At 29.0% G+C, this 25,619-nt stretch carries 27 protein-coding genes; 20 read left to right on the top strand and 7 right to left on the bottom strand.

Translation table 11 applies throughout. The features are described 5' to 3' along the window. Nucleotides 1-11 precede the first annotated feature (11 nt). The 10 genes from CLMAG_RS25725 (at nucleotide 12) to CLMAG_RS32695 (ending at nucleotide 12,190) form a co-directional block, all read left to right on the top strand. On the top strand, nucleotides 12-3,131 hold the full coding sequence (locus CLMAG_RS25725) for an AAA domain-containing protein (RefSeq protein WP_066629577.1): 3,120 nt from the start codon (nucleotides 12-14) through the stop codon (nucleotides 3,129-3,131). Next, nucleotides 3,103-4,404: a hypothetical protein gene (locus tag CLMAG_RS25720; RefSeq protein ID WP_066629574.1), complete on the top strand. Its 1,302-nt coding sequence runs from the start codon at nucleotides 3,103-3,105 to the stop codon at nucleotides 4,402-4,404. Before CLMAG_RS25725 ends, CLMAG_RS25720 begins: the two co-directional genes overlap by 29 nt. A gap of 1,308 nt (nucleotides 4,405-5,712) precedes the next feature. After that, nucleotides 5,713-6,183: a SpoIIIAH-like family protein gene (locus CLMAG_RS25715; protein WP_066629571.1), complete on the top strand. Its 471-nt coding sequence runs from the start codon at nucleotides 5,713-5,715 to the stop codon at nucleotides 6,181-6,183. 879 nt (nucleotides 6,184-7,062) lie between these two features. Beyond that, the gene (locus CLMAG_RS25710) at nucleotides 7,063-7,371 is read left to right on the top strand and encodes a hypothetical protein (RefSeq protein ID WP_066629568.1); all 309 of its coding nucleotides are present in this window, start codon (nucleotides 7,063-7,065) and stop codon (nucleotides 7,369-7,371) included. Between the two features lie 73 nt (nucleotides 7,372-7,444). Then, entirely contained in the window at nucleotides 7,445-7,603 is a 159-nt protein-coding gene (locus CLMAG_RS33100; RefSeq protein WP_169809821.1) for a hypothetical protein, read from the top strand. 1,473 nt (nucleotides 7,604-9,076) lie between these two features. Then, nucleotides 9,077-9,682 (top strand): DJ-1/PfpI family protein, encoded by a 606-nt coding sequence (locus CLMAG_RS25705; protein ID WP_066629566.1) that lies wholly within the window; start codon nucleotides 9,077-9,079, stop codon nucleotides 9,680-9,682. 185 nt (nucleotides 9,683-9,867) lie between these two features. After that, nucleotides 9,868-10,767 (top strand): DUF4747 family protein, encoded by a 900-nt coding sequence (locus CLMAG_RS25700; RefSeq protein ID WP_066629564.1) that lies wholly within the window; start codon nucleotides 9,868-9,870, stop codon nucleotides 10,765-10,767. Between the two features lie 17 nt (nucleotides 10,768-10,784). Beyond that, nucleotides 10,785-11,582, top strand: coding sequence for a hypothetical protein (locus CLMAG_RS25695; protein WP_066629561.1), 798 nt, complete (start codon nucleotides 10,785-10,787; stop codon nucleotides 11,580-11,582). Nucleotides 11,583-11,814: 232 nt separating this feature from the next. Beyond that, nucleotides 11,815-11,985: a hypothetical protein gene (locus tag CLMAG_RS34005; protein WP_242873139.1), complete on the top strand. Its 171-nt coding sequence runs from the start codon at nucleotides 11,815-11,817 to the stop codon at nucleotides 11,983-11,985. Between the two features lie 31 nt (nucleotides 11,986-12,016). Continuing rightward, complete coding sequence (locus tag CLMAG_RS32695; protein ID WP_161487034.1) at nucleotides 12,017-12,190, top strand: hypothetical protein; 174 nt, start codon at nucleotides 12,017-12,019, stop codon at nucleotides 12,188-12,190. 385 nt (nucleotides 12,191-12,575) lie between these two features. On the opposite strand, the gene CLMAG_RS34000 is transcribed toward CLMAG_RS32695, so the two are convergent. Next, nucleotides 12,576-13,166 (bottom strand): thermonuclease family protein, encoded by a 591-nt coding sequence (locus tag CLMAG_RS34000; protein ID WP_242873138.1) that lies wholly within the window; start codon nucleotides 13,164-13,166, stop codon nucleotides 12,576-12,578. Nucleotides 13,167-13,415: 249 nt separating this feature from the next. Here CLMAG_RS34000 and CLMAG_RS25680 point away from each other — a divergent pair, with 249 nt between their 5' ends. The 8 genes from CLMAG_RS25680 to CLMAG_RS25650 all read left to right on the top strand — a co-directional run bounded on the left by CLMAG_RS25680 (nucleotide 13,416) and on the right by CLMAG_RS25650 (nucleotide 20,765). Beyond that, a complete protein-coding gene (locus CLMAG_RS25680; RefSeq protein ID WP_066629555.1) occupies nucleotides 13,416-14,705 on the top strand; it encodes a hypothetical protein in 1,290 nt (429 codons plus the stop codon). A 301-nt stretch (nucleotides 14,706-15,006) separates the two neighbouring features. Then, complete coding sequence (locus CLMAG_RS25675; RefSeq protein WP_066629553.1) at nucleotides 15,007-15,324, top strand: winged helix-turn-helix domain-containing protein; 318 nt, start codon at nucleotides 15,007-15,009, stop codon at nucleotides 15,322-15,324. A 67-nt stretch (nucleotides 15,325-15,391) separates the two neighbouring features. Beyond that, complete coding sequence (locus CLMAG_RS32025) at nucleotides 15,392-15,607, top strand: hypothetical protein (RefSeq protein ID WP_153041007.1); 216 nt, start codon at nucleotides 15,392-15,394, stop codon at nucleotides 15,605-15,607. 34 nt (nucleotides 15,608-15,641) lie between these two features. Continuing rightward, a complete protein-coding gene (locus tag CLMAG_RS32690; protein ID WP_161487033.1) occupies nucleotides 15,642-15,815 on the top strand; it encodes a hypothetical protein in 174 nt (57 codons plus the stop codon). A 431-nt stretch (nucleotides 15,816-16,246) separates the two neighbouring features. Beyond that, entirely contained in the window at nucleotides 16,247-17,845 is a 1,599-nt protein-coding gene (locus CLMAG_RS25670; RefSeq protein ID WP_066629550.1) for a hypothetical protein, read from the top strand. 845 nt (nucleotides 17,846-18,690) lie between these two features. Next, nucleotides 18,691-19,095 (top strand): helix-turn-helix domain-containing protein, encoded by a 405-nt coding sequence (locus CLMAG_RS25660; RefSeq protein ID WP_066629546.1) that lies wholly within the window; start codon nucleotides 18,691-18,693, stop codon nucleotides 19,093-19,095. Between the two features lie 10 nt (nucleotides 19,096-19,105). Continuing rightward, nucleotides 19,106-19,924 carry an ImmA/IrrE family metallo-endopeptidase gene (locus CLMAG_RS25655; protein ID WP_066629934.1) on the top strand — a complete coding sequence of 273 codons (819 nt, stop codon included), beginning with the start codon at nucleotides 19,106-19,108 and terminating at the stop codon, nucleotides 19,922-19,924. Further along, nucleotides 19,893-20,765, top strand: coding sequence for a hypothetical protein (locus tag CLMAG_RS25650; protein WP_066629544.1), 873 nt, complete (start codon nucleotides 19,893-19,895; stop codon nucleotides 20,763-20,765). Before CLMAG_RS25655 ends, CLMAG_RS25650 begins: the two co-directional genes overlap by 32 nt. Before the next feature lie 312 nt (nucleotides 20,766-21,077). Here the strand turns inward: CLMAG_RS25650 and CLMAG_RS25645 are convergent, their stop codons facing one another. From CLMAG_RS25645 to CLMAG_RS25625, 6 genes are read right to left on the bottom strand one after another with little or no spacing between them, the layout of a single operon-like run. Next, entirely contained in the window at nucleotides 21,078-21,296 is a 219-nt protein-coding gene (locus CLMAG_RS25645; protein WP_066629541.1) for a helix-turn-helix transcriptional regulator, read from the bottom strand. Nucleotides 21,297-21,313: 17 nt separating this feature from the next. Next, complete coding sequence (locus CLMAG_RS31155; protein ID WP_073393498.1) at nucleotides 21,314-21,502, bottom strand: helix-turn-helix transcriptional regulator; 189 nt, start codon at nucleotides 21,500-21,502, stop codon at nucleotides 21,314-21,316. Between the two features lie 8 nt (nucleotides 21,503-21,510). After that, nucleotides 21,511-22,365, bottom strand: a complete 855-nt coding sequence (locus CLMAG_RS25640) for an ATP-binding protein (RefSeq protein WP_082832091.1) — start codon at nucleotides 22,363-22,365, stop codon at nucleotides 21,511-21,513. Next, entirely contained in the window at nucleotides 22,304-23,068 is a 765-nt protein-coding gene (locus CLMAG_RS25635) for a conserved phage C-terminal domain-containing protein (RefSeq protein WP_066629537.1), read from the bottom strand. Before CLMAG_RS25635 ends, CLMAG_RS25640 begins: the two co-directional genes overlap by 62 nt. A 23-nt stretch (nucleotides 23,069-23,091) precedes the next feature. After that, nucleotides 23,092-23,319, bottom strand: coding sequence for a helix-turn-helix domain-containing protein (locus CLMAG_RS25630; protein ID WP_066629534.1), 228 nt, complete (start codon nucleotides 23,317-23,319; stop codon nucleotides 23,092-23,094). Between the two features lie 23 nt (nucleotides 23,320-23,342). Continuing rightward, nucleotides 23,343-23,564, bottom strand: a complete 222-nt coding sequence (locus CLMAG_RS25625) for a helix-turn-helix transcriptional regulator (RefSeq protein WP_066629530.1) — start codon at nucleotides 23,562-23,564, stop codon at nucleotides 23,343-23,345. A gap of 234 nt (nucleotides 23,565-23,798) precedes the next feature. On the opposite strand from CLMAG_RS25625, the gene CLMAG_RS25620 reads away from it, so the two are divergent. Together CLMAG_RS25620 and CLMAG_RS25615 are read left to right on the top strand one after the other, a co-directional pair. Further along, entirely contained in the window at nucleotides 23,799-24,359 is a 561-nt protein-coding gene (locus CLMAG_RS25620) for a helix-turn-helix domain-containing protein (RefSeq protein WP_066629528.1), read from the top strand. 69 nt (nucleotides 24,360-24,428) lie between these two features. Beyond that, nucleotides 24,429-25,619 (top strand): site-specific integrase (locus tag CLMAG_RS25615; protein WP_066629526.1); only part of this gene is annotated, 1,191 nt, incomplete at its 3' end.

Here is a 25,619-nt window from a genome sequence, read left to right as displayed (position 1 = left end):
GGTATATAGAAATGTTTGAGAATTATGAAGAAGTTGGAACTATTTATTATAATAAAATTACTGGATCCAGAATTAAAGAATTGAAGGACAAGGAAACGGGAGAATGTTATGCAGCTAAGATAGTTGGTCCAATAGATGATTCGTTAAAAAATACAATATTTAATAGGGAATTAAATGCATTAAAGGTTTTAAACAAATATGATAATATAGTTACTTTACATCACAATGAAATGGGAATAAACAGAAAAGATAACAAGCGATATGGAATATTATTATTAGAAAAAATTAATGGTAAAAGCTTAGATAAGATTCAACTTAGTGATATTGAAGGAACAGACAGATATAAAATAAGTATCGGAATAATAGAGGCAATAAATAATGCACACATAAATAGCATTATTCATAGAGATATAAAACCAAGTAATATAATGATTGAAGGAACTAATGTAAAAGTAATTGACTTTGGAATAAGCAAAATTAAATCGTGTATTGATGAGGGAACTGTTCAAGACATGAAATCAAAAGAGTATTGTGCACCAGAGGTAGCATTGAGATCAGATGCGTCTGAACTAAGTGACATATATTCAATTGGGGCAGTGATATATAATTTATTTACAGGACAAAAACCGCCGCAACCAGCTCAATTTGAAGAAACAATAGATAATTCTGAGTTACGGGAAGACTTAAAAGAAATATTAAAGAGAATGTTGAAGGAGCTTCCAGAAAAAAGAGAGAGTAATCTGGAAAAAATAAAAAAAGAGCTAGAAGAAACAATTAAAAATGTAAACATTAATCAATATAAATACTATTTTTATATTGATAGTAAAGTTTTTAGTAATGCAAAAATGAAAATGATAATAAAAAATTCTATTAATATAAATGAGTTTACGAGAGCAGTTTTACCTAAAGATTTCAAGAGCTCCTATGGATTTATAAAAGACAATGGTGAATATGAGTTTTTAGGTGAGGAATATATAATGAAATGCATATTAGAGAACAATATTTTCTATATTTATGAGATATATAATCCAATGGAAGATCAGAAAATTAGATTTAAAAAGAAAGCACTGAGAATCGAGGGAAAACTAATATTTAATAGCAGTAAAATTGAAAACAACTCAAATAGAAAATTAGATGTAATGCTAAATAATCAAAAAGATATTTATAATTCAAAAACAGAAAAAGACAATGTATTTTTTAATTATTTTAAATTGTGGAAAAATTACCTGTGTGACAGTATAGATCATGAGAAATGCAAAGGTGTTGAATTTTCATACAAAGAATATAAAATTGAAAATAAAAAAATAATATTAAAAGTAAATGACTTTTTAAATAGAGATGTAGATGATTTAAAAGATGATACTAAATTTATAATTGAGCATATAGAAGCTGGAAAGCAAGCTATAACTAGAATAGGAAGCTTTGAAGGAACTGAATATATTGACGGTGACACATATATTATTATAAACATAGATGAGAAAGAATCTAAAGGTAGAATTAAGAGATTATTAGATATGGGGTTAAACCTAAAGGATGATTATACATATAAAATAAAAGCTTACAAAAAACAAATAACTGCAATAAATCAATTAAGGGATGATAATTATGAGTCAAAAAATTTAAAGGATATAATTTTAGATTATACAAAACCTAAGTTGATTGGTAATTTAAAAGAGGTTAAATTTAGAAGTAAGCTAATTAATGAATACCAAAAAAGTTCGGTAAGAAAATTTCTATCATCTGAAAGTATAGCTTTGATACAGGGCCCGCCAGGTACAGGAAAAACTACTGTGATAAATGAAATTATATTTCAAATACTACAAGAAGGTAAAAGATTCATGAATCTTCCTAAAATTTTAGTGGTTTCCCAATCACATACAGCAGTTGATAACATTTTAGAAGGATTGTTAAAAGAAAATTTAGATATTAAAATTTTTAGAGTTGGAAACGAAAAAAATATATCAGATAGAATAAAGGATGAATTTACAATTAGTGTTCTGAAGGAAAAATTTATTGAACGAATAAAAGAGAAATGTAGTGAATATTCAAAAAGATTTAATGAGATAAACAAAAATGATGAAAAGAATATGAAAATTATTGAGATTCAAAAGGAATGGCTAGAGAGAATTAATTCAAGTGATGATATAGAGTGTCAAATAATAAATAGTGCAGTAGTTGTTGCTGGGACATGCGTTGGATTTTCATCAAATCAAAACATTAAGGAAATGTTATTTGATTATGTTATTGTTGATGAAGCTGCAAAAGCAACTACTCCTGAACTGCTAGTATCAATAATAAAGGCAAAAAAAATTCTACTGGTCGGGGATCATATGCAATTACCGCCTTATGTAAATGATAATGGAATTGAGTGGGTAGATGAAGAAACATTAAAAGAGTTAAAGACAAGCTTATTTACTACGCTATTTAAACCTTTAGGATTACCTGAAACACATAAGCAGAAGTTAGGAACCCAATACAGAATGCATCCTAATATTGGAAATTTAATCAGTCATGTATTTTATGAAGACACAATAGATTCAGGTGTATCAGAAGCAGAAAAGCAACATCCGATTGATGAATTAAAAGAATATTCAATAATTTGGTATGATACTTCTGGATGTGGAAAAAAAAAGCAGCATAAGAAGACTCCTGGAAATTCATATTATAATAGTTGTGAAGTTGAAATAATTAAGGATTTTATAAGAAAGTATTCTGAGTTAATATCTAATGAGGGTAATGACATTGGTATAATAACAGGATATTCAGCGCAAAAGGCATTGATATCAAAAGAGATTAGTAACTATAATTTAGATAACAAAATAGATGTTAATACTGTTGATGCTTTTCAAGGCAGAGAAAAAGACATAATAATTTATTCAACTGTAAGAAGTAGTGATAAAAATACTAGTATTGGTTTCCAGAAAGAAGCAGAGAGAATAAATGTTGCATTCTCGAGAGCTAAAAAGCTTTTAATAATAGTAGGGAATATGAATATGTTTAGCGTATGGGGCACTGACAGGGAAAGATTTCCGGAAGTAGTTTTGTATATAAAAGAAAATAGTGAAAAATGTTTAATAGTAGACTGTTCAAAGGAGAAAATCAATGGAAGAATATTTAAAGAAGCTAACTAATAGAATTCCAAAAGAAAATAAAGGGTATAGTTATATTACAAACATTGAAATTAGTATACCTATATTATGTTTAAATGTTAATGCAATAAAAAGAAAAGAAGTTGGTTTGCAGCTAGCTGAAGAAATAATAATGAAACTAATAGATAACGATATAACGACTGTTTGTGATATTGCTGAAATAATGGGATTAGAAGAAGATGTGGTCAACATTACAATAGGAATGCTATACGTAAAAGATTTAATAATAGTAACATCAGGTAACTGTATATTAACGACTATGGGTAAAGAAGTATTAAAAAACCTTAAAGAGATTAGGCTTGAGCCAGAAAATATTTCACCTGTATACATAAATTTGTTAAATGGTGAAATGTATACTGACAAATTTAATAATCAGGTAGATAAATACGGAAAATCAGACAATGTATTGGATGCTAAAATAAAAGTTGATAAAGAATATATTAATAAGAGATTCACTGATATAAGAGATATATTTAATGAGCAACAAAAAATATATGGTGCATCTAATTTATCACAAGCCCAATTGTACAAGATAGAAAGTATAGAAGAAGATAAAATTCACTACTTAAATATAAAAAGTGGTATATTTAAAAGTAAATCAGGAGAAGAAATAGAGATAAGTTCTAGTAAGCATAGTATTGTCAATCAAATACAGAGTGATATATTGGAGCAAATAATAAGAGGTAAAAAGTTTAAATATATATTTAGAAATAAAAACACAAATAAAATATTACTAGATGATGAACTTCGAGAGCTTGGTAATTATAATAATGAATATATCAGAGAGTTAGTTAATAAATTTAATAAAGTAAATAAAGATGAACGACAGAAAATTATTGATGAATTTTATAAGATATATAGAATAGAACGGGCATTACTTGACAACGAATTAGAACTTATTATTGATGATTTGGTTAAGGATGTAAAAGAAGTGAAAGTATGCACTGGAAGATTAGGTGATGTAATATTTAATGATGAGTATATGTTGCCAATATGTAAATCAATAAAAAAAGGAACAAAAGTATGTATTTATTATAATTTTGAACGAGATATAAAAAAATCCAAGAGCACCGCGGAGAAGACATTCCCAGAAATAAAAGATATAAAAATTATTGAGTATAAAGAGAGATTTCATAATACGATAATCCAATTTGATGATAGTTTTCAAATAGAAACATCTTATTATGATATTAAAGTATTAGATGGAAAATATATAACTAAAACAATAAGTACCTTAAAGAATATTAAGGCATAAAAAAATATGGTTTAGGATCACAAGTAGCTTTTGACAACGATTGATACCAGCAATATATCCAATGAAGCAATGGACTAGATTTTCCTCTTCGCCTACTCAGAAGAAAATCTGGTCCATTGGCATTGATTTATAATGGATGCTCCGCCCAAGCCAGGCAGCGGTTCTCTGCGGGTCTTAATAATAGCTCCTTTACAGTCGAAGGAAGCTTTATACATGCATATAATGGCAGGAGGTTTTGAGGTGTTTATAAGTTTTTACTAATGCCCAAATAGTTTCATAATACAATTTTAAGTCAGCCATAATATGCTTGTCCAAAGCAAAAAAATAATGGGGAGCACCCCAACCTCACTGAGGTATTCCTCAGGGGTCAAAACATGATACAGCTTTTATACTTTTAAAGAGTGAAGGAGTATTTGCTGCATCACCTATGCCTAAAGATGAAAGAATTTATAATAATTTTATACAACTCTATAAATACTATATATGAGTTGCATGCAGTATAGATTACGTAGATGATTCTACTACACTTATAGTAGTTATTAATACATCATCTGGGAATAAGATCAACTTTTATTTCAGCCTCAAGTCCAGCATTTTTTAGTCTTCGTCAGCCTGTTTAAGAAAGCTATTAAATTTAAAAAAGCAGCAGGCTTCCTGCGGATAAAATGCTTCTGTAGTAAACTCATAAAAAGGCTAAAGCCTAGCAAGGTTTAAGCATTCCTCTGAGGTCATTCTAGGGTATTCCTATAGGGTCAAATCTACGAAATTAATTCGTATGAAATTAAAACTTAATGTTCCGCACCGCGCCTGGGCTGGACAAGCTCCCTACATTTATCTTCCTGTACAAGCCGTTAAGGTCATGTCCAGATAGGCACGTAGCAAGACTTGTCCAGCCTAGTCTAATTATAGAGGATTTTTAAAGAAGTTCCCTGGAGCCTCCTTATGCACGGATATAAAAAATAGCAAGTAGAAGCTTTAGTTTACGCCCGACGCAGCCCTAAAGGGTGGACAGCCCCAGGGGAGTCCACTTTGTCCAAGCACTTAACAGGGCTTAGACAAAGCTGCTAAGTTTTTATCTTATGGTAATAGTTACTGTATACTTTCATAAGGAGAGTGTGGCATAAGTATCTGTAAAGAATAGAGGAGTATTATAAAATAAATAGTACTATTTATTTTATAATACTTGTGTAGATAGTAATTTTTAAATCTAACTTTCAGCAGTATATACTGTGGGGGAAAAACATGTATTACTTATCAACTGTTATGCATAAACATTATGTATATTAATAATCATTTTGGAGTGCATTTATGGAGTGGAAGTTCAACTTAAGAATTAAGGTATTATTGATAATTTCTTGTTGTATAATTCTTATTTTAAGCTTAATAGTAGTTTACCAAGCAAAAATAATTAATGAGATTAAAAATAAGCAAACATCAGAATTTTTTCTTGAAACAAAGCTTAAAAAAGATCAGATGCTTGCTAATACTTTAAAGAGATTAAAAGATTTAATAGATGATAAAAATGTTTCCAAGGAAAATAGAGATAAAGCTGCAGGTATATATACTAACCTAGCATTGGCTGCTAATTATGAGTTTAAAATTGAAACAATTTTGAAGAGTAAGGGTTATGAAGATGCAATTGCAACAATATCTGATGATAAGGCTAGGATTATTATTGAATATAATAAAAATTTAAAAAGTAAACAGCTATCAGAAATACAGGATGTAGTTAAAGATATAACTGGAATTAAGGATGTTGAAATTGAGTTAAAAAAATAAGATTTATTTATCAAATACAACTTTGTAGTTTATCTTTTCTTAGTACATATATAGCAACTTCATGAGAATTAAAATTATTAGTGGAAAATATCTCTTTATCAGAAACTCAAGACTCTAAATCAACGTCATCATAGTAAATGTTCCTTTTCCCCTTATACTATTATGGATTAGTAGTATAAGGGGATTTTGTTTACGCAAAGGGTTCGTTGTCAAGCTGCAATAATTCGATAACGCTTTGCTTTTAACGAATTATTGCCCTTGACAACTACAGAGGAAACTAATTTTTTTATTACGCCCTTCTTCTGTTGTTAGGGGGAAAAGGAGATAAATGTACAAGTTATCCTCAGATGTTGTGGATAATTTATCCATTTAATGTTTATTTATCTAGCAATAAAAAGTGATTTTGGCATATTAAAAAAATTAAGAAACAGTTTCTTAATTATATAGTCTTTATAGTATAAAAACTGAGGAGTTAAAGAGTTTACTAGGATATCAGGCTTTTACATGAGTTTTTAAAGTATAATAGCCTAAGGCTTTTTAAATTTAAGCACTAGTATTCATTAGATTTCTTCCTCCAGTAAATATTGTTCGTACTGCATTACATAAAATTTATCACATAAAAGGTTGTTTTTTATAAACCTCTTATAATGGCTTATATTTTCAAAGCTCTTAAATACTCTTAACCAGGCTTTAAAGGTGAATTTTTTATACATGATACTTCCTTCTAAAGTGTTGATGTTACTATGTTTATAGTATTGATATGCTACATTTTTCTATACAAAAAATCTTACATATCTTGTTACATTTTTATGTATAAAAATTGTTACATTTGGAAATAATATAAACATAAGGTAATAGAAATTAAGGAGGTACTTAAAGATGAATAATGCAGAAAAGATATTAAGTAATTATGATTTAAAGGTGGTAAAAAAATATGGATTTCTAGCTATAAGTAAAAAAGGTGAAAATAATTATAAGTGTGTACCCCCAAATAAGAAACAGAGATTATACTTTATGTTCGGAAATGAGTTCAATAAAGAAACAGTGCAGGACCTTATAAGAGAAAGAAAAGTAATAAAAGTAACAGCCTATCAATTATATAAAATGCTATTGAAAGAAGAAGCTTTTAATAGTGTATTAGAAAGGTATAAGAGATATAGAGAATTGAACAAATTACAGCAATATTAAAAGTTGCTGTAATTTTAAATGTATGAAATTTTGTAACTGTGTTAAGAATACAGAAAAAAGGAGGTAATATTCTATGCGAAAAGATAAACCTAAGAAGGCAAAAAAAGAAATGAAGCAGATACATTTTGATATGGATCTTGAAACATACATAAAGGTAGAAAAGGCCATATATGATAAGGGATATAGTTTAGCAGAGTATTTTAGATTGAAGGCATTAGAGGTTCTTGAGTAATAATAGAAAGACTAAATCTATTATTACTCAAGAACTTTTTTAGTTAGAAGCAAATGGTGAAAAATGACTTACTAAGTTTCTTCTTGGAGCCTTTCATAATTCCCGGAAGATGCTAAAGCAGTAAATTTTTACTTAAGGCTTATTTGCTACTTTCCAGCAGCTTTGTACTAGCACTGATAAGGGCCAGTACAAAGTGGACTCCCCTGGGGTTGCGGTGTGCGTGGGATAGAACTTACGTTTTGATAAAAACTTTGAGCGTAGAAGGACCCAAGAGGAATACCCAAGCAGCTCATTTACTACCAGCAGTGTTTTTGGGCTTTATTACAGAAGCACTTTATCCGCAGGAGGTTTGCTAATTATTTTGGATTTATAATCTTATTAGGATAAACCGACGAGGATTAAAAAGTGCTGGATCTGGAGCACAAATGAAACTTAATTTATAAACATAAAAAAATAAATAAGAATTAGTAACATTAATACTTATAGCAGTGACATAGAAATTAAAGTTTAGCTTATAAACTTATATTTAAAGTATAAAAAACAATTAGATAAACAGAAGAATACGGATTTTAGAATATATAAGATGTTATTGAATAGAAGGTTGGTATAAAAATCCTTTAGTATAGATCTAGGAAATAGTAATATAAGAATCATCACCATATAAAATACAGGGAGATTATTGAGTAACTTAGAAAATTTTCGTTTAAGCTTATCTTTTCACTTTGGACTAGCTATTGTTTTGAACGTAATGAGTGCAGCTTTTGACCCTAAAGGAATACCTAAGGCTTGCTAAGCAGCAGCGAGTGGAGAGAAAAATAATAGCTAGTCTAAAGTTTCCTTGCTACCAGGGGGAGCCTATTATAAGACCCCAGAGCATCGATTCCTGGGTTTGGGGCGGAGCAGCCCATTATATTTAATGCCTATGGAACAGCTTTTATTCTGAGGTAACGAAGAGTTAAAGCTAGTCCGTAGCTTCTTTGTTATTCCATCAATAAGCCTAATAACCGTTTAAGGAATTACTAAGAGGAATTGTATATCTAAAATATATAATAATAGGGTATTACTGTAACAACTTAAGTCTGTTTTCGGCAAGTTGAAGATGCAACTTTCGGCAGTCCATATTTTGGTCTAAATCTTATGTATAAAATACAACTGTATGGGGTAGTATGAAACAGTTATTTTGTAAAGTATTTATTTCACAGTTGTAATTTATACTTCAGCTTAGAGCAGATGATATTCCCTAGTTTTGAGACAAATAGTGAATAGAATACAGCATAAATGCTGTAAATTGAAATACGAACGCTGGTCTTTGAGAATGGAATAATACAGTGTTAAAAATACCTATGTTTTTTATAAAGTAATGAAAATATATGTAAGTTATGGTATGATTTTGGCATTGATTAAATCGCAGTTTTAATTTTGCGAATCAATATGATACTATAATTAAATTAAAAGACATTGGGGGGTATAAAAATGTTAAAACAAAAAAATGTTGGTATTTTACTTTTTAATGAAATTGAGGTATTAGATTTTACTGGTCCATTTGAGGTATTTTCAATTACTACATATACCGAATGTAACGAAAAACCGTTCAAAGTGCATACAGTTGCTGAAACAAAGGAATTAATAAAGGCTCGTAATGGATTGAAAATTCAGCCTGATTATGATTTCTGTGATGCTCCACAGTTTGATATTTTAATTATACCTGGAGGATATGGAGCAGAAGAAATTGAAATTCATAATCCTAAGATTATAAACTGGATTAAGAATAATATGAATAATGTAGATATAATGGCCTCTGTATGTACTGGTGCATTTTTATTGGCTGAAGCTGGTTTATTAGATGGAAAACAAGCTACAACACACTGGATGGACATTGATAGGTTAGAAAGGGAATATACTAGAGTTAAAGTTCAACGTAACATTAAGTTCATTGATGAATCTCCTATCATTACTTCAGGTGGCATATCTGCTGGAATTAATATGTCATTTTATATTATTAAGAAACTTCTAGGTGAGGAAATAGCTAATATTACAGCTAAAAGGATGGAATACGATATTAATATACAAAGTATTTAATTAAAGATAGTAGTATGGAATTTTCTTATTTAATGTTACAACAACTAAAAAGACGAACAATTTACTAGAATACTGTATTGTTGAAACTTGAATTTTACAGTGTTTTTACGTCGTAATTCAAAAAGTTTTAGAAGGATTTTTTCTTTTTTTGTATAATTAGTTATATGGAGAAAGGGGATAATAGTATGCCATTAATGTACATAGCAAAAATCAATCTTAATTCTAAAATTTTTGATGTCTATGAAGAAAGATTAAGACTAGGTGAAGTTCTAAATGAAATATTTGAAAAGATGAATGAGAAAGATAACTATAAAATACGTAAGAGAAAAGAATTTAAAGATAGTCTAGGGAATACAAAGGTATATATAAAAACATCAGAATACCAATTTAATGAACTAACTAAGTTTGAGGAAGAAAAGATTGTTACAGGTAAAGTAATTAGAACTTATAATAGACCAACAGAAGACTTTAACGAAAAAAATGAGTTAGTTGATGTATATGTTCAAGAACATGTAAGTATATATTTTTACTTTGATGTAAGAAAAGAATTAGTTACTTTTAGTGTTAGACAGGCTTTCGGATACAATCAATTTATAGAAGCATTTAAATATTTATTAAATATAAGTATAAAAGATTATGAATTTGAAGTGTTTTTAAAGAAAGATCAAAACATGCTTGAAAGAAAACTCAAAAGCCTAAGAAAAGTAAAAAGAGTGTCTGCTACATTAATTCCACCAAATTCAAATGAAGGTGAGTTAAAAGCTTTAAGAGAGTCAATAGGTTATATAGCTGAATGTAGAGACACTAATGCTAAAAAAATCAAGTTAGATTTAATTGATACTGATGATATTGGATTGAATATGGAAGCAAAAATGATGAGAGAAACAATAAGTGCAGCTGTTAAAGGTTATGGAGACATTACAACATATGGAATAAATAAAAATGGAAGAGAGCAAATTGTTAAGTCTAATACAGATGCTGCATTAACACGAGTTGTAAATGAAAATTTAACAGAAGATGACTATAATGTGGAGGCCAGAGATTTTATTGCAGCAGTAAGAGCAGAAAGTATGCTTAATATATAAATAAAGGATGTAAAAATATGAATAACGAATCTTCATTTAGTAAGGTGGTTAGGTATAAAAAATATAGAGATATTTATAACACAGATACTATGGAAGTAAGGGTCTCGTTAATAAGTTCAATAATAATAACTACGTTAATAATTATAGTATTTAATCAAGCAAACATAGATAATATTAATAATCTAATGAGAGAGATGACAAAAGAGATTGCAATTGTACTAATTGGATTCTTAGGTTTTGTTATTTCAGGCCTAGCAATACTAACGTCTTCTATATCTAACAAGTTTATAAATATATTAAAAAGACAAGATAAGATTAATATTATTGAAAAGATTTTGCTGAGTTTTTATTTCTTAGGATTAATTGTTGGAATAGATATAATAAGTAGTTTAATTATGTATATAACTACATACTCTACTTATCCATATAATATTCTTTGCATAGGTATTTGTACATTTTTATATACATATACGATAGTATTTATAATTTTTTATTCAATAGCTTTAATTGGAAATTGCATTGAAATTTTTAAAATCATTAATACAGTAGATGAGGATATAGATGCGAGCCATGAGAATATAAATGATGACAGATATTTGTATATGAGTTTTAGGATGACTGCATTAGAAAACGTTTTTTTTACAAATCAAAGTAATGATACTTTAGAAAAGATAAAAAAATATTATGAATTAATGAATAAATTGATTGATGAAGGTTGCAAAGATGAAATACAAAAAGGAAGATTGAAGGCTATTTTGAAAAACAAATTCAATTATTTAGATAAAAACTCCAAGTTAAACGACAGTAAAAAATGATTTCAAAATTTGAAGAGGTGATAAAGCAAACATTTGATTTTCCTATTGATCAAGCCCGTAACAAATGGTTGCTTTATCACTATCTAAAAAAATCCTATATTAATATAGGAATGAATGAGAAAAAAGCCGAAGAACTAACGGATAAAAGAATACTAGAAAACTCTAAGAATTTGTTTGGTTTCCATTGACTTGCATGGCAACTGGTGAGACAAATAAGCTTAGAGTTTTTTGTATGTATTTTTTACAAGGCATCTATTTACCTAAAGAGAATAATGCCGCAGCTTCTTTGGCTTTAGTTCATGAAGAATTATGGCATGATATTCAAGAGTCAATTATCTATGTGGGTCCAGAGCAGTTAGGAAGAGTTTTGTCAAAAAGAACATACGATATATTCTGTAAATGATGAAAACCCTAACAAAAATTTAGGAGGAAGTATGACTACTTCTGAAGAATGTTCTCATTGCAAAACTCCCAATATGTTTAGGGGATATGAACTTAAAAGAGGGGTTGAGACAGATAGGTTTACAATAGCGATTTATGACTGTAAATGTTCTAAATGTAATAAAGAATTTGAAATTTTAGACATATACGATATGTTTGAAGATTAGTCGCAATACAACTATTATATTTATCTATCGGAAATTTACAATAGATAGACTTTTTTCACATAAAACGGCGCAAGTCCTATTATTTTAAGAGTATTAATGAAGTACCCTTTTAAGTGGTATTAATATACAACATTTAGAGGGGTTTTTTATGTTTAAATATTTATACTACTATTATTTTAATAGTTATCAGCTTGTATTGACTGAGTATTTATACATTCTTAATTTGCCGAGTACATAAGTCGTTACAGTAATATAGGATGTATAAGATAGAAACAACTTATCTACAATTTAAAGGGTCTTATTTTAAAACCCTGGAGAAATCCAGAGTTAGACTACTAGTATAAAGTTTTAACATAAATTTAAAAAGTATGTTGTTAACTAAATCTTATCTTTTAGATTTTCTATACCCAGCTGCTTGTGCTTCTGCTTCAGTATTAAACCACTGCTCAGGCACTGTCTTATCGTAGAATTGGCCTCCAGGAACATGGTAAATTTTCTCGCCCTTAGAATTAATATTACCCTTTATTAATCCATGCCCTGATGATGAAGGAGCAGTAGAGCTATTTGAATTGGATGATGAACTATTTGATTGTTTACTGCTTTCAGGAATATTGCCCTTTGTAGTTCCATTATGATTAATAGCCCAAAGACCTTTATTTGCATTTCTAGCTTCGTAATTATATTTAGTAAAATACTCTTGATACTTGACATCCGGTGGATAGGTGGATACTTCTGCATAACCATTCTGCACTAATATAGCGTTAAACATTTTTGACCTTATTTCAGAGTCGCTTATTTCATTAGGTATACTTAGCCATATATATCTTAATAACCTTCCATATTTATCAGTTTCAGAAACATCCTTCTCAAGATATACTGTCTTACCTGTTAACTGACTTTTAGTATAGTCACTTGCTTCCTTGCCATAAGGCTCTGTTCTAGTAGTTGATTCCGGAGTATTTACTCCTATAAGCATTACCTTACTTCCATCTGAAAGCTTATCATGGAAGGGTGAAAATGATATACATTGTTATATAGTATTAATATAATATGTACTTTAGGTATTCAATAGAAAAGAATAAACATAGGAGGGAAATTAGGTACTTAACGTATCTAAGTGAGAGCTATGGTATAAATATTGTATGTTTTTACAAAAAAATATAGATTGTTTATTTGTAAAAATATATAATTTTGTATGTAGATAGAATTATTTTAGGAGGAAAATATGGGGAACACTAGAATTTTGAGTTGTGGAAAATCTTTAGAGAATTACTATATATGTATCAATAATAAGGTTGTAGGTTTTACACAGAGGTCAGGTGAAAAGGGAGATTTAATATATTTTTCAGTCAAGGTGGATAAAAAGACTGTTTGTGGGGCTAGGGGAATTCTTGATGAAGTAACAGATTATAAACCTTGGGAAGATTCTGATAGGTATGTTCAGGTTTTTAGAGTAAAAAATATAGAATATTGCAATCCATTTGATTTGAGTATTCTAAAAGAATATGGTGGAACTTATTATGGTGCAAAGTATTTTCAGAGGTCAAAAAGTATAAAAGAAGTAGATGCTGTCAATAGACTAGATATAGAATTTGCTAATAATAAGATTAGTAAACTTTATGTATTTGAATCAAACGTAGAAAGTGATATAGATAATTCTACGGAAGAACAGGATGAAAGTGAAGATTTAATTACAGATAATGATAAACCTACTGAAGCATTTGCAGAAGATGATAGATTAGATATTATGGGAACTTTTCAGACAATAAAGTTTAAGAATGAAACCGACCCTATTATGGGACTAGAACCTTTAGTTTCAGATTATTTTTTTAAATTATTTACACATTTTAAAGAAGAAAATACTATACTGATTGCTCAAAATAGGTTATTTGGAACAACATCTTTAAAAAATATAAATAATGAGACAATACCAGGGATTAAAGGTATTCCAGATGCATTGTTAATATCATATGATAAGGAAAATATAAATACATCTATAAAGATAAATTTAATAGAATATGAATGCTATGGTGAAGGTAAAATTAAATCAACTCAAAAATTTAATTATTTAAATGGGATAGTTATACCGCAACTTATAAGGTTTGCATCTACTTTTAGTATAGTTACAGACGATAAAATAAGAAAAAATACCATTGATGAATGGGTAGATAAAATAATGAATTACATAGATGGTGAGGAGGTTCTAACAAACAAGATTAAAGGGTGGATAAAAGAATTAAATCCAAATGTCAAGGAAAGACAGATAGATAGAATGTTTGATAAAGAATTAAGAAATGCTTTTGAGAGTAATATTAGAATAATTTTAGTTATAGATGAACTTACACCAGAACAAAAAGAAACCATAAAAAACATAATAAATTCATTTAAACTAAATAATACAAATAGTAAAAACAAAGATAACTTTATAGAGTTCAGTTCCTATATAGTAAGATTAGAACAAAAGATAGGTATTATAGATAAAGAATCAAGCTTTGCTCTATCGTTTCAGGAATAAGCAGGATATATTTCTGCTTGTTTTTTTATTTATGTATGAGAGTCTTAATAAAAATTAATAATTTTTTATAAAAACTAGAAAAAACATAAAAATAGCATAAAAAAATACTTTGAAAATGAGGCAATTCTCTTATACTTCTTAGTAATGTCTTTAAAGAGAAATAAAACTCCATTTATTTAATGGTTAACTCCATACCTTAAGTTTATTATCTTCAGCATCTTTCCCGAAAAGGAGACAGATTCTATTATTCTTTTTACAAGCATATAAATATTAATGTAAAAAAGAATAGGAGGTACAATATATGGGTCTTAAAAGAGCAGATTTACCAAGTGTAGGGGTAACAGGGTTCCAAGTTCTTCTGTTTCTATATGCTATTTCCTCAAATAGTCCTTTTCCATGTGCGGAAATATATGAACTTTTGGCAAACATTTTGGGATTAACACAGTCCCAAGAAAATCTTGAAATGAGGAGAGATAAGAGAAATCATTGGCAGAATCGAGTACAGTATGCTAAGAGAAAGTTGGTAAGAGAGGGTCTTGTGACAACACCTAGAAATGGTCAATGGTTAATTACTGCAAAAGGAATACAAGCTATAAAAGTAATGAAAGAACCAATATAATAAATAAATTAAGCATCCAAGATGGGTGCTTAATTTATTCTACTGGAAACTATAAAATTTTAAACCCGTGGATAACTTCAAAACACAATGCAAGAATGTTGACACATTGATAAAAAAATATGACGATGGTATAGTAAAAGAAGATGAGCTAAGAGAGTTAACAGGGCATAATTTTACATTAGACACAAGTAATCAACTATCCTTTCATACTGAAAGAGCAGTTGAATTATTAGTATTTAAAGAAGAGGTGATATATCGTGTAAGTAAGAAAGTCTCTAGATAAAGATTATAATGATGCTTATATTTCAGAGATAAAGTTGCACTTAAAAAATCAATATAATATTGATCAAGATGCTATTGATTTACTTGTTTCACGCTTTAAATTAATTCTTGAAGAGGACCCAACATATGTATTTCACTATGATGCTGAATATTGGGCTAAGTATATAGCTGAATCTTCGGGATTAATAAATAAAAGAGCTTATGCTTAAAAAAGTATTTATATTTTAGGTAGTAGGGATTAATAGTAAAGAATCTTAGGATATATTTATAGAGCCAAAATGAGTTGTGCAGCGATGTTGTTATTTAGATAAGAATATATTATATTAAAAATTAGTATGGAGGCTTATTACCATACTAATTTTTTATGCATATTGATAAATATACTATATGTACTATAATTGAATTGTTTTAAAACTAATGGAAAGCAAATTCTAGCTTTGATACCCATTAGTTTTTTATATAAGTCTATAAAAATATATTCCTACGTTATCAGTAAGTACACGAATAAGGGAGTCTATTATAAGACCCCATAGCTTCTTTTGTGTGTAAACGATTTACTTAATTGATTATATATGGTAACATCTATTATGCTCGATAATATTAAAAAACAAGTATTATAATAACTTTTGGATGGTGGTATATGGTAAAAAAGACTAATAAAGATAAAGGCAAAAATTTGGACAAGGTATTAGAACAGTTAGTAAGAATCAGGTTATATGGTGACATGTATCATAATATTTGCAATGAAAAACAAGATGTACAATCCACAATTAGTTTAGCTGTGGAATTATTGTATAGTGAGCTAGAACAATTAGATAAAATAAATTATGCTAATGCGGTGTGTATATTAAGTGATTTTGAAGATTTTGCTTTTTTAATAGGTGATCATGTTCGTTATAAAGGTACAATGAATGATATTTTGATTCACGAAAAAATACTGAGTAATAAAGACATAAAATTTGTTATACAAAATGCAGTTCAGAGGCTAAATAGCCATAATATTAACTTAAAAGAGCTACTTGATTTTTTTGTTGACACAACTCTTTTTAGCAATAAATCTCCATTATTAACTTTCTTAATAGATACAATATTTTTATATGTAATGATATTAGTAACTTATAAAATAAAAATTAAAAATAATAAGTTTTTAGGATTGGTTGAAAGAAATGAATCCTTTGAAATAAAGTATGGAAAAGATCAAGTTATATCAAAGGATGCTTTTGTTAAGCTTTCAGAAATTGAAGAAAAAGTTGAATTTGTTTATAGTCACAAAGGTTTTTGTGAGTTTTTCAATAGTTATTTTGAGTTGTCTAAAAGTATTCTTCAAATAAGTGTAGATAAATTTAGGGAAAACATAGTTAAATTAGGACCAGGGTTTTCGTATAATGAGGCTAAATATGTATATCTAAAAGAATCTTTTAGTAGAGCATATCCTTTTATCGAGACAAAAGAGTTTAAGATAAATAGAATTTTTAATGATCCTAGAGAGAGCGTAGAGTGTAATTTTATGCTTCTAGATAATAATTTATCAGATATACTAGGTAATAGAAAATATGCTTTAGGTAAAAATGGGGCTATAATTGAGTTTCTTAATAAAAATAAGGCAGTTGATTTTGTTGAAGTAGTTGAGAATAATGAAGATTATTATTTTAAAGTTAGATATTTTAATAGTAAAGGTATTTTATATGAACATAATATAAATGAAGTTACAAGTTTTGCAAGAAAAGTCAACTTAGAATATACTGATCACATAATTACCTGTAATAAGGAAGAGGTTAATAGCCTTATTAGTAAGATTGCAAATGATGGCTTAGAAGCAAACCTCAAAGTGATTTCAAAGTTATTTCAAACATGCAACTATATATTTATAGTTGATTACGAAGCGGTAAAGCAAAAGAAAATAACTAACCAAGAGTATACTAATAATCATGAACATAAAATTAAACAAGGTGTTATGCTTCTAAATTGTTTATATGTACTTTATTGTGATATTAAAAATAAAGAGGTAAGAATTTATAACAGGAAGATAGAGGATAGCCCAAAGGGGACAAGGATAGTAAGAGCTGTTTATAGAACTGCATATATAAGAAAGTTACCTGAAGGTTGGCAAGTAAGTGATGAGGCTAAAAGTAATGCTGGCAGATTAAGTGTTATACTTCCAGATGGCTATACTTTTGTAAGGGAGCATATTCCTCCGGAGAGAAAAGATAGTAAAAGAGTTGTTAAGATAAAAGCATAAAATAACTTTAGATATGACTGCAATAGCTATAAGTAGCATTGGTGTGTATAAAGATAGGTTGGTCAATAAAAGTATCTCCAGAGTAGGTCAAGGACTGGAGATACTTTTTATTTAGATGTGTATATTCAGGAGTAATAATTATTAAAGGATCATTATTGAGGATTAGGCAAGCAAATGGTTCAAGAACATATCCGGTGGCAAAATTGAATTTTCCCACCCATGAAAAAGTTATAGCAGGTTTTAATATAATATAGTAAAGTATAGAAAATTTTATTAAACCGGTATAAATCAACGGTTTAAGGGTATATAAAAATATAATATGGTATAAAAAAAGACGGGAAGGACAAACCTAAGGTACACACGCCTCATATCGAAACTGTGGTTAAGTTAACATATGAATGAAATGCTGGGCTATTATTGAGTAACTTGTAAAATTTTCGTTAAGCTTATCTTTTAACTTTGGACTAGCTATTGTTTTGAACGTAAGGAGTGCAGCTCTTGACCCTAAAGGAATACCTAAGGCTTGCAGAGCTGCAGCGAGTGGAGAGAAAAATAATAGCTTGTACAAAGCTTCCTTGCGACCAAGGGGAGCCTATTATAAAAGACCACAGAGCAGTGCTTCCTGGGTTTGGGGCGGAGCAGCCCATTATATTTAATGTCTATGGAGCAGCTTTTATTCTGAGGTAACGAAGAGTTAAAGCTAGTCCATAGCATCGTTATATTTAATAGATCTGCTAAGGATAGAATGTATCAACATCAAGTAAAGATACATATGTAAAAATTATTTTTACATATGTATCTTTTTTTACAATATTGGCATATAATATAGTTATGGAGGTGTTAAAATGAATTTGCCAGAAAGATATAATGAAAATGAAATAAAAGCCTATATTTATGAAAATAGATATAAAATAGGTGTAAATCTTCTTGATTTTATTAAGGATAATGGATATACAAAATCATCAATCTCAAAACTAACAGGTATTTCAAGACCGACTATTGATAAATTAATCAAAGGTGAAATAGATAACAATACAACACTTAAAAATCATATAGATAAGATAGTTATGACTTTTAATATAAATCTTGAACAATTAATAAATTATAAGCATTTAGAATTAGAAAATAGTGATAGAATGGTTGCGTCTAATAATGCACCAGAGGAATATGAAGTAAGTGACAAGGCTAAAAAAATGTTTGCTATCTTAAATGATATAGTAGATCTTTATGAAGTCTATGATAATAGGTAAGGTGATGAATATGTATAAATATATAACATCTGACAACTTGAATGAAGTAATAGAGGCAAATAAGAAAATAAAAAATGAGATAGATAACTTTAAAAGTAATTTTTTCATTAATTATAATAAAACTGGAATAGTTGGTCCTGACAGATTAGCTTTTGAAGTATTAAAGAAAAACTATAATTTAATACAATTGCCAATAGATGATAAGTATTGGGGTGGAGCCATATTTATTAGAGGTAATCTAAAGATACCAGTTATTAATTCTGAACAGCCTAGAGTTTATCAATTCTTTGTTGCATGGCATGAGTTATTTCATTTACTTTATGATACTTCGATAGTTAAAGGACAGCATAATATACAAGCTGAAGAAATGGAGTTAAATGAAAGAAAAGCAGATTATTTCGCTGCAAAGATGCTGTTAGGGGATGTTTATAGATATTATTATTCATTAGATGAGGATGAATTTGTAAATAAAATTGCTAGATGTATGGATGTATTTAAAGCACCTTATAAGGCTATATTAATTCAATTATATGATGATGCTGTAGAGGTATTTAATGATATGGGCTTAAAAAAGCTAGTGATAGAAAACTTTGATAAAAAGCCTAAGGATTTAATCACGCTATTTGAAAAATTGGAATTAGATACTGATTTAGTTAAACCTTCTAATATAATAAGCTTTGGTGGGTTAGATAAAAAGATAAAATTATTATCAGAGAAGGAGTTAGATGTTAACTACCATAAGGATAATTTACATTTTTTAAATAAACTGAAGGATCTAATGAAAGGGGAAATAAGCAATGGAAGCGATTCAAGCAGCAAAGTTGATTGAAATCCTAAATTCCAGCACTCCTAAAAAAATTGGAATCCTTGATAACAACACAATTAGTTTTTTTACAAAGATAAATAAGTACACATATTTGGATAACATATTAATGAATTATGATTTACTATTAATACCTAATTGGGTTTATGAAGAGGTAAAAGATTCAGAGGAAAGAGTAAATTATATAGAAAGCATTTTTAATAAAACTATACAAATTTATGCAATAGATGAAATTGACTATGAGGAGTTAGCAGAATATAAGTCAGGATGGCTTTATAAGTTTTTCTTGTATTCCTCTTTTATGATTGGAGAATTAAAAAGTTTTATAAAAAGGAATATTGAAAAAAATCAGCCATTAGAGGAATTGGACAACTATGAAAATTGGTTAAAGTTGTTATATGATGATGGTTTTAAGGGCAAAGTACTTAAAAATGAAAGAATGAAAAAGAAGAACGCTGGAGAGATTTCAATAAGTGTTTTAGCTCTGATTATGTCGTATATATATTCTGAAAAGAACCACACTATAACAGTGCTTTCTAATGATAGAGGTACATATGATTTTATTAAGCAAGCAAAGCTGAAATTGGTGCAGGATAAGATGTTTGAAAGGCTAGAAAGCAGCATAATAACATTTAAGTCTAATGACTTTATAATTAAGGAGATTTATATGAATGATTTGATACTTGAAGGACAGGATATTTACTCTATTATAGAGTTTAGAGATGAGAAGAGAGTTAAATTTACAAAAAATGCATTGGATAGCTCTATAGAAGAACATGATGAGATTCTAAATAATGAAGCTTTTATAAAAAATTTAAAGGATGAAACTTTTAATATTATATTTTAGTATAGAAAAAGTCTAAGGTAATATATACGTTAGATTTTTTTATATAAAGTTTTATTTTAGATTATGGAATTTCGGAAGAAAGTATAAATTTCAATGTGCTGTTAGTTACTGGTTAGTAAAAAGAAAAGTAGCGATAAGTAGCGATAAAGTAGCGATAAGTAGCGATAAAAAAGCAGATATTATATTTTAAATGAAAATAAGCAATAAATTTAGATTTAGATATCCTATATTTTCCTGTTGTAAATTATTCTTCTTAGCATTTATAGTTTGATAAATAAAAGGAAGGGCTGAAATATCAGCTCTTCCTTCGTCTTATTCATCACTAAACTTAAATCGAGACTTTCCGCTCCTTATCCACTTGGTCATCTCACACTTAGGTACTCTTATACTTTTAGCTGATATTCTAAGCACTGGAAAATGCTTTTTATAAATAATCTGATAAGCAGCCCCTAATCCTATATTTAAAAACAGCGCCATTTCCTTTACTGTTAATAGTGCTGGTAATCCATTCAACATTTTTTCAGTTATCATAATATTTCTCCCAACCTTTACTTAAAAAATCCATAAAAAAATAATTCCTCTATACTTGTTTTAAAAAATTTAGACAATTTTACCGCTTCATCAATAGTAAAGCTTCTTTGTCCATTTTCTTTGCGACTATATGCTGGCACTGTCAAATTCAAGAACTTGGCCATAGTCTTTTGAGTTAAGTTGTTTTTAATTCTTAATTCCTTTATCCTATTATTTACCCCATACTTTTATCTCCTAGTAATTCCTTTATAAATCTATCAGTCTTTTCTTTTCCCTGAATTTTTCTTATATCCTTTCCTGTGTTTTGTATAAAGCTGCACATGCTAGTTAAGCGACTGTAGGTTCTATCATCATATCTTTCCTTTAATTCAGAAATGGTTATGTTAGTTGTTATAATAACAGGAAGATTCATAGTATTTCTTTTATCTATGATTTGATATATCATAGATCTTGTCCATTTGTTATCCACCTCTGCTCCTAGGTCATCTATAATCAGTAGATCCGCATTTTCCAAAGCATTAAGTACTGTGAAGATGCCTTCATCACCCCATGTTCTTTTACTCTGACCTATTCTTTCAGTAAGGGCTATAGCTCCAACGCATATGACAGGCACCAGCCTATCCAGTAAAGCATTTGCTATGCAAGCCGAAAAATAGGTTTTACCATTGCCAGGATTACCATATAAAAGAATTCCCTTATTCTCTGATTTCATCTTGGCAAACTTTAATATATACTGTTTTGCAATACTATATAAATTTTCATTTCCAAACTTATGATTCCAGTTTTCTAAAGTGCATTTTCTAAAGCTTGAATTCATCATACTGTTGGAAATTACCTGTTTAAGCCTAATTTGTTTTTGTCTATTTATATCCTCATTCTGTTGCTTTTCATAGTTTTCTCTTCTACATCTGCAGGCTCTAGGATATACTCTAGTTCCAAAAGACATTTTTACAGCTATACCAACAGCTTCACCACAGGTTTCACATTTTGGTATGTTATAAACATCTTTACACAGTGAAGCCGAGTCCGTCTGATTGAAGTTCTCTAGTGCCATCTTCAACAGCTCCATCTTTTACATCCCCTCTATTTTTTTGATTTAAATACCCCTCGAACTTAGGTCCAAATAAAGTTTCAGGCCTTAGATATTTTTCCATAGTTGTATTCATCCACTCAGAAACTTTATTATCTATTACTTTATAAAAATCCTCTACAGAAAATCCATCCTCTATTCTGACTTTGATGAGCTTCTTAGTCTTATTGGTTGTTGCTTTGTACTTTGTATCCGCTGCTTTATTGAGATAGTCTATAACTTGACTATATATATTATTATCTTTAATAGATTTATCTTTTAATAGATTAATCTTTTGTTGCGGATTTAAATCCGTAGGGGGTACGGATTCTAATCCGTAAGGGTACGGATTTAAATCCGAGGGCTTCGGATTAGAATCCGATAGCAATTTTATGTAATTACTGCCGATATTGTAGTAGGAGTATGTTCCTTTATTTATTACTGTTCTGTGGTTTAGAACGTTATTTTTTGACATATTCTTTAATCTTCTATAGACACTGTCTTTTTTTAAAGCAAGTATGGGAAGTTCCTTTAATATTCCCTCATAATGAAGCCAGTAATACAGTTCTCCTTCAATTGTTTCCTTTACCATAGTACCGCTGTCTTTAAAATCTACAAAATACCTAAGTAAAGCCGCATCTATTACATCTAATCCTAGTTCCACCAATTTAGCTTGATTATATCCTAATATAGTAAACTTCATGGAATCACTCCCTCTAAGTGTTACTAAATAGATGGGTCATTTTGAAATGTCAGTTCCTTTATGTTTCCAAGATCTGACAAATCCTTTCCGTTATATTCATTTAAAAAACTTAGTAATGTTGACTTTGTTACTTTAAGCCTTCCAAGCTTAAGTGCTGTTAAAAAGCCCTTTCTAATTAAATCGTACACTGCATTCTTATTAACCTTTAAAATTGCAGCTACTTCCTCAACAGTATATAAGTACACTTCCATAAATTTTCCCCCAGTCCTATATATTAAACAGGAAATATATCTGAAACGTTTACATTAAAAGCATCAGCTATTAATACCTGACTTCTTTTTCTAGGATAATTTTTTCCATTCTCCCAGCTCCAGTACATCTTTTGATTAGTACTGCATTTTTGAGCTGCTTGACCCTGAGTCCAATTGTTAACTATTCTTAGTACCTCCATTTTCTTATTCCAAGTTAAATTACTTAATAATTTACCCCTAATCATATTTAACCTCCCTTACTGTTTGAAACGCTATTTACGTTAGCATTACTATAACATCGTTAAACATAATTTTACAAATATGGAATTGTAGCAAAAAGGTAAAAAATATTGAATTTTCACGCATTTTCTCTAATAATCTCTATTTTACGTCTATTTACGTTTAAGTGTTGACGTCATAACGTCAAATACGTTATAATGTATAACAATATACTTCAATTTATTAGGAGGTGATATATTTTGATTTTAAGTAAAAAAGAATTGGGAGAATTAGTGAAAGGTGCTAGGAAGATAAAGTCTGAAAAGATAGGTAAACTATATACTCAGAAAATGTTAGCAAGTGACTTAAATAAATCACAAAGCTATATTGGGGATATAGAGTCCGGCAGAACATATCCTAGTTTTGTACTTTTAACTCAAATTGCTGATGCATGTGGAGTTTCAATAAGTTTCTTCCAAGATGAAAATTTAAATATAAATATAGAAAAATTTATTAAATCCAGATTGAATAAGGAAAAGGATGAAGATGTATCCCATATAGTGGACCACATGAAAAGTGATCCTGAGTTAGATATGGATTATATTCATGATTACTTAAAAAATAATTCAGAGGGTAGGAGTAATTTTCAAGGTAATTTATTTAAGACTCCAGAAGAAGCTGTAAAGTTTCTTTTGAATCAACCTGTAATAGCAAGCTTTTTAGGAGTGAATATAACTAAACTTAGTGATAAGGATATGTCTGAGTTTATAGATGATTGTCTAAAACAAATAAAGCTTATTAGCTACAAATATAGAAAATAGTAGTTTTTCTAAAGTTAAAAATCAGTTAATTATAACTGTTTTTATAAAATCATAAAGGAGAGGTTTCTCATGACAGGAGGAGTAAGAAAAAGGGGCAGTGTCTGGTATTATTATTTTGAAGTTGGAGCAATTGGCGGTAAGAGAAAGAGAATAGAAAGGAGGGGAGGAAAAACAAAAAAGGAAGCACAAACAGCTCTAGCAGAAGCTATTGTTAAATTCAATACGGGGTATGTAGAACCTAAGAAAGAAACCGTAGGGGATTACTTAAATAATTGGCTAGAAAATCATATCAAGGAGAATAGAAAAATAAGTACCTACCACCGTTATCGTGAATTTATAAGAAATAATATCAATCCTAATATCGGAAACATAATGTTAAAAGATATAAAGCCTATTCATATTGAAAATATGATTTTAACTGCAAAAAGAAAAAAACTCAGCGGTACTACATTACAGTCCTTATACGGAGTAATTAATTCTGCTTTTAATAAAGCGGTAAAACTGCAGGTAATTAATAATAACCCTTGTAAATACATAGATAGACCTAAAAGAGATAAGTTTGTTGCAAGTGTTTTAACTGTTGAGGAATTTAACACTATAATAGACTCCTTAGACGAAACTATTTACTATGACTATGCATTTAAATTAGGTCTAAATATTGTAATAGAACTTGGCTTAAGACGTGGAGAACTTGGAGGTCTAGAGTGGGAGAACGTAGATTTTAACAATCACTGCATTAACATAAAGAATAATTTAACTTATTCTAATGGAAGAGTAATGATAGGAACCACTAAAACAGATGAAAGTGAAAGAACCTTATATATTTCGGATAATCTAATTAGGATATTAAAAGAACATAAAAAGATTCAAAACAAAAACAAGGTCAAATATGGACCAGACTATATTGATAATGTGTTTAACGGTAAAAAGTTTGATTTTATCATGACATGGGAAAATGGTCACTATGTTCATCCAAATTATTATACTTCAAAATTTAGAAAGATACTAAATAGTATGGAATTTGAAAAGAGTATAAGATTTCATGACTTGAGGCACACAAATGCAAGTCTTTTATTAGAACAGGGAGTAGATTTTAAAGTTATTCAGACACGATTAGGACACTCTGATATAAACACAACTCTTAACATTTACTCCCACATAAATTTAAAAATGCAGCAGAATGCTACTGAGAAATTAGCTGCTGTTTTGAGCGGTGGCAAACCGGTGGCAAAAAATAAAAATAGCACTGAAAAGTCAGTG

This window comes from Clostridium magnum DSM 2767 (assembly GCF_001623875.1).
Lineage (GTDB): Bacteria > Bacillota > Clostridia > Clostridiales > Clostridiaceae > Clostridium_AM > Clostridium_AM magnum.
This window is presented reverse-complemented; position numbering and strand designations above follow the sequence as displayed.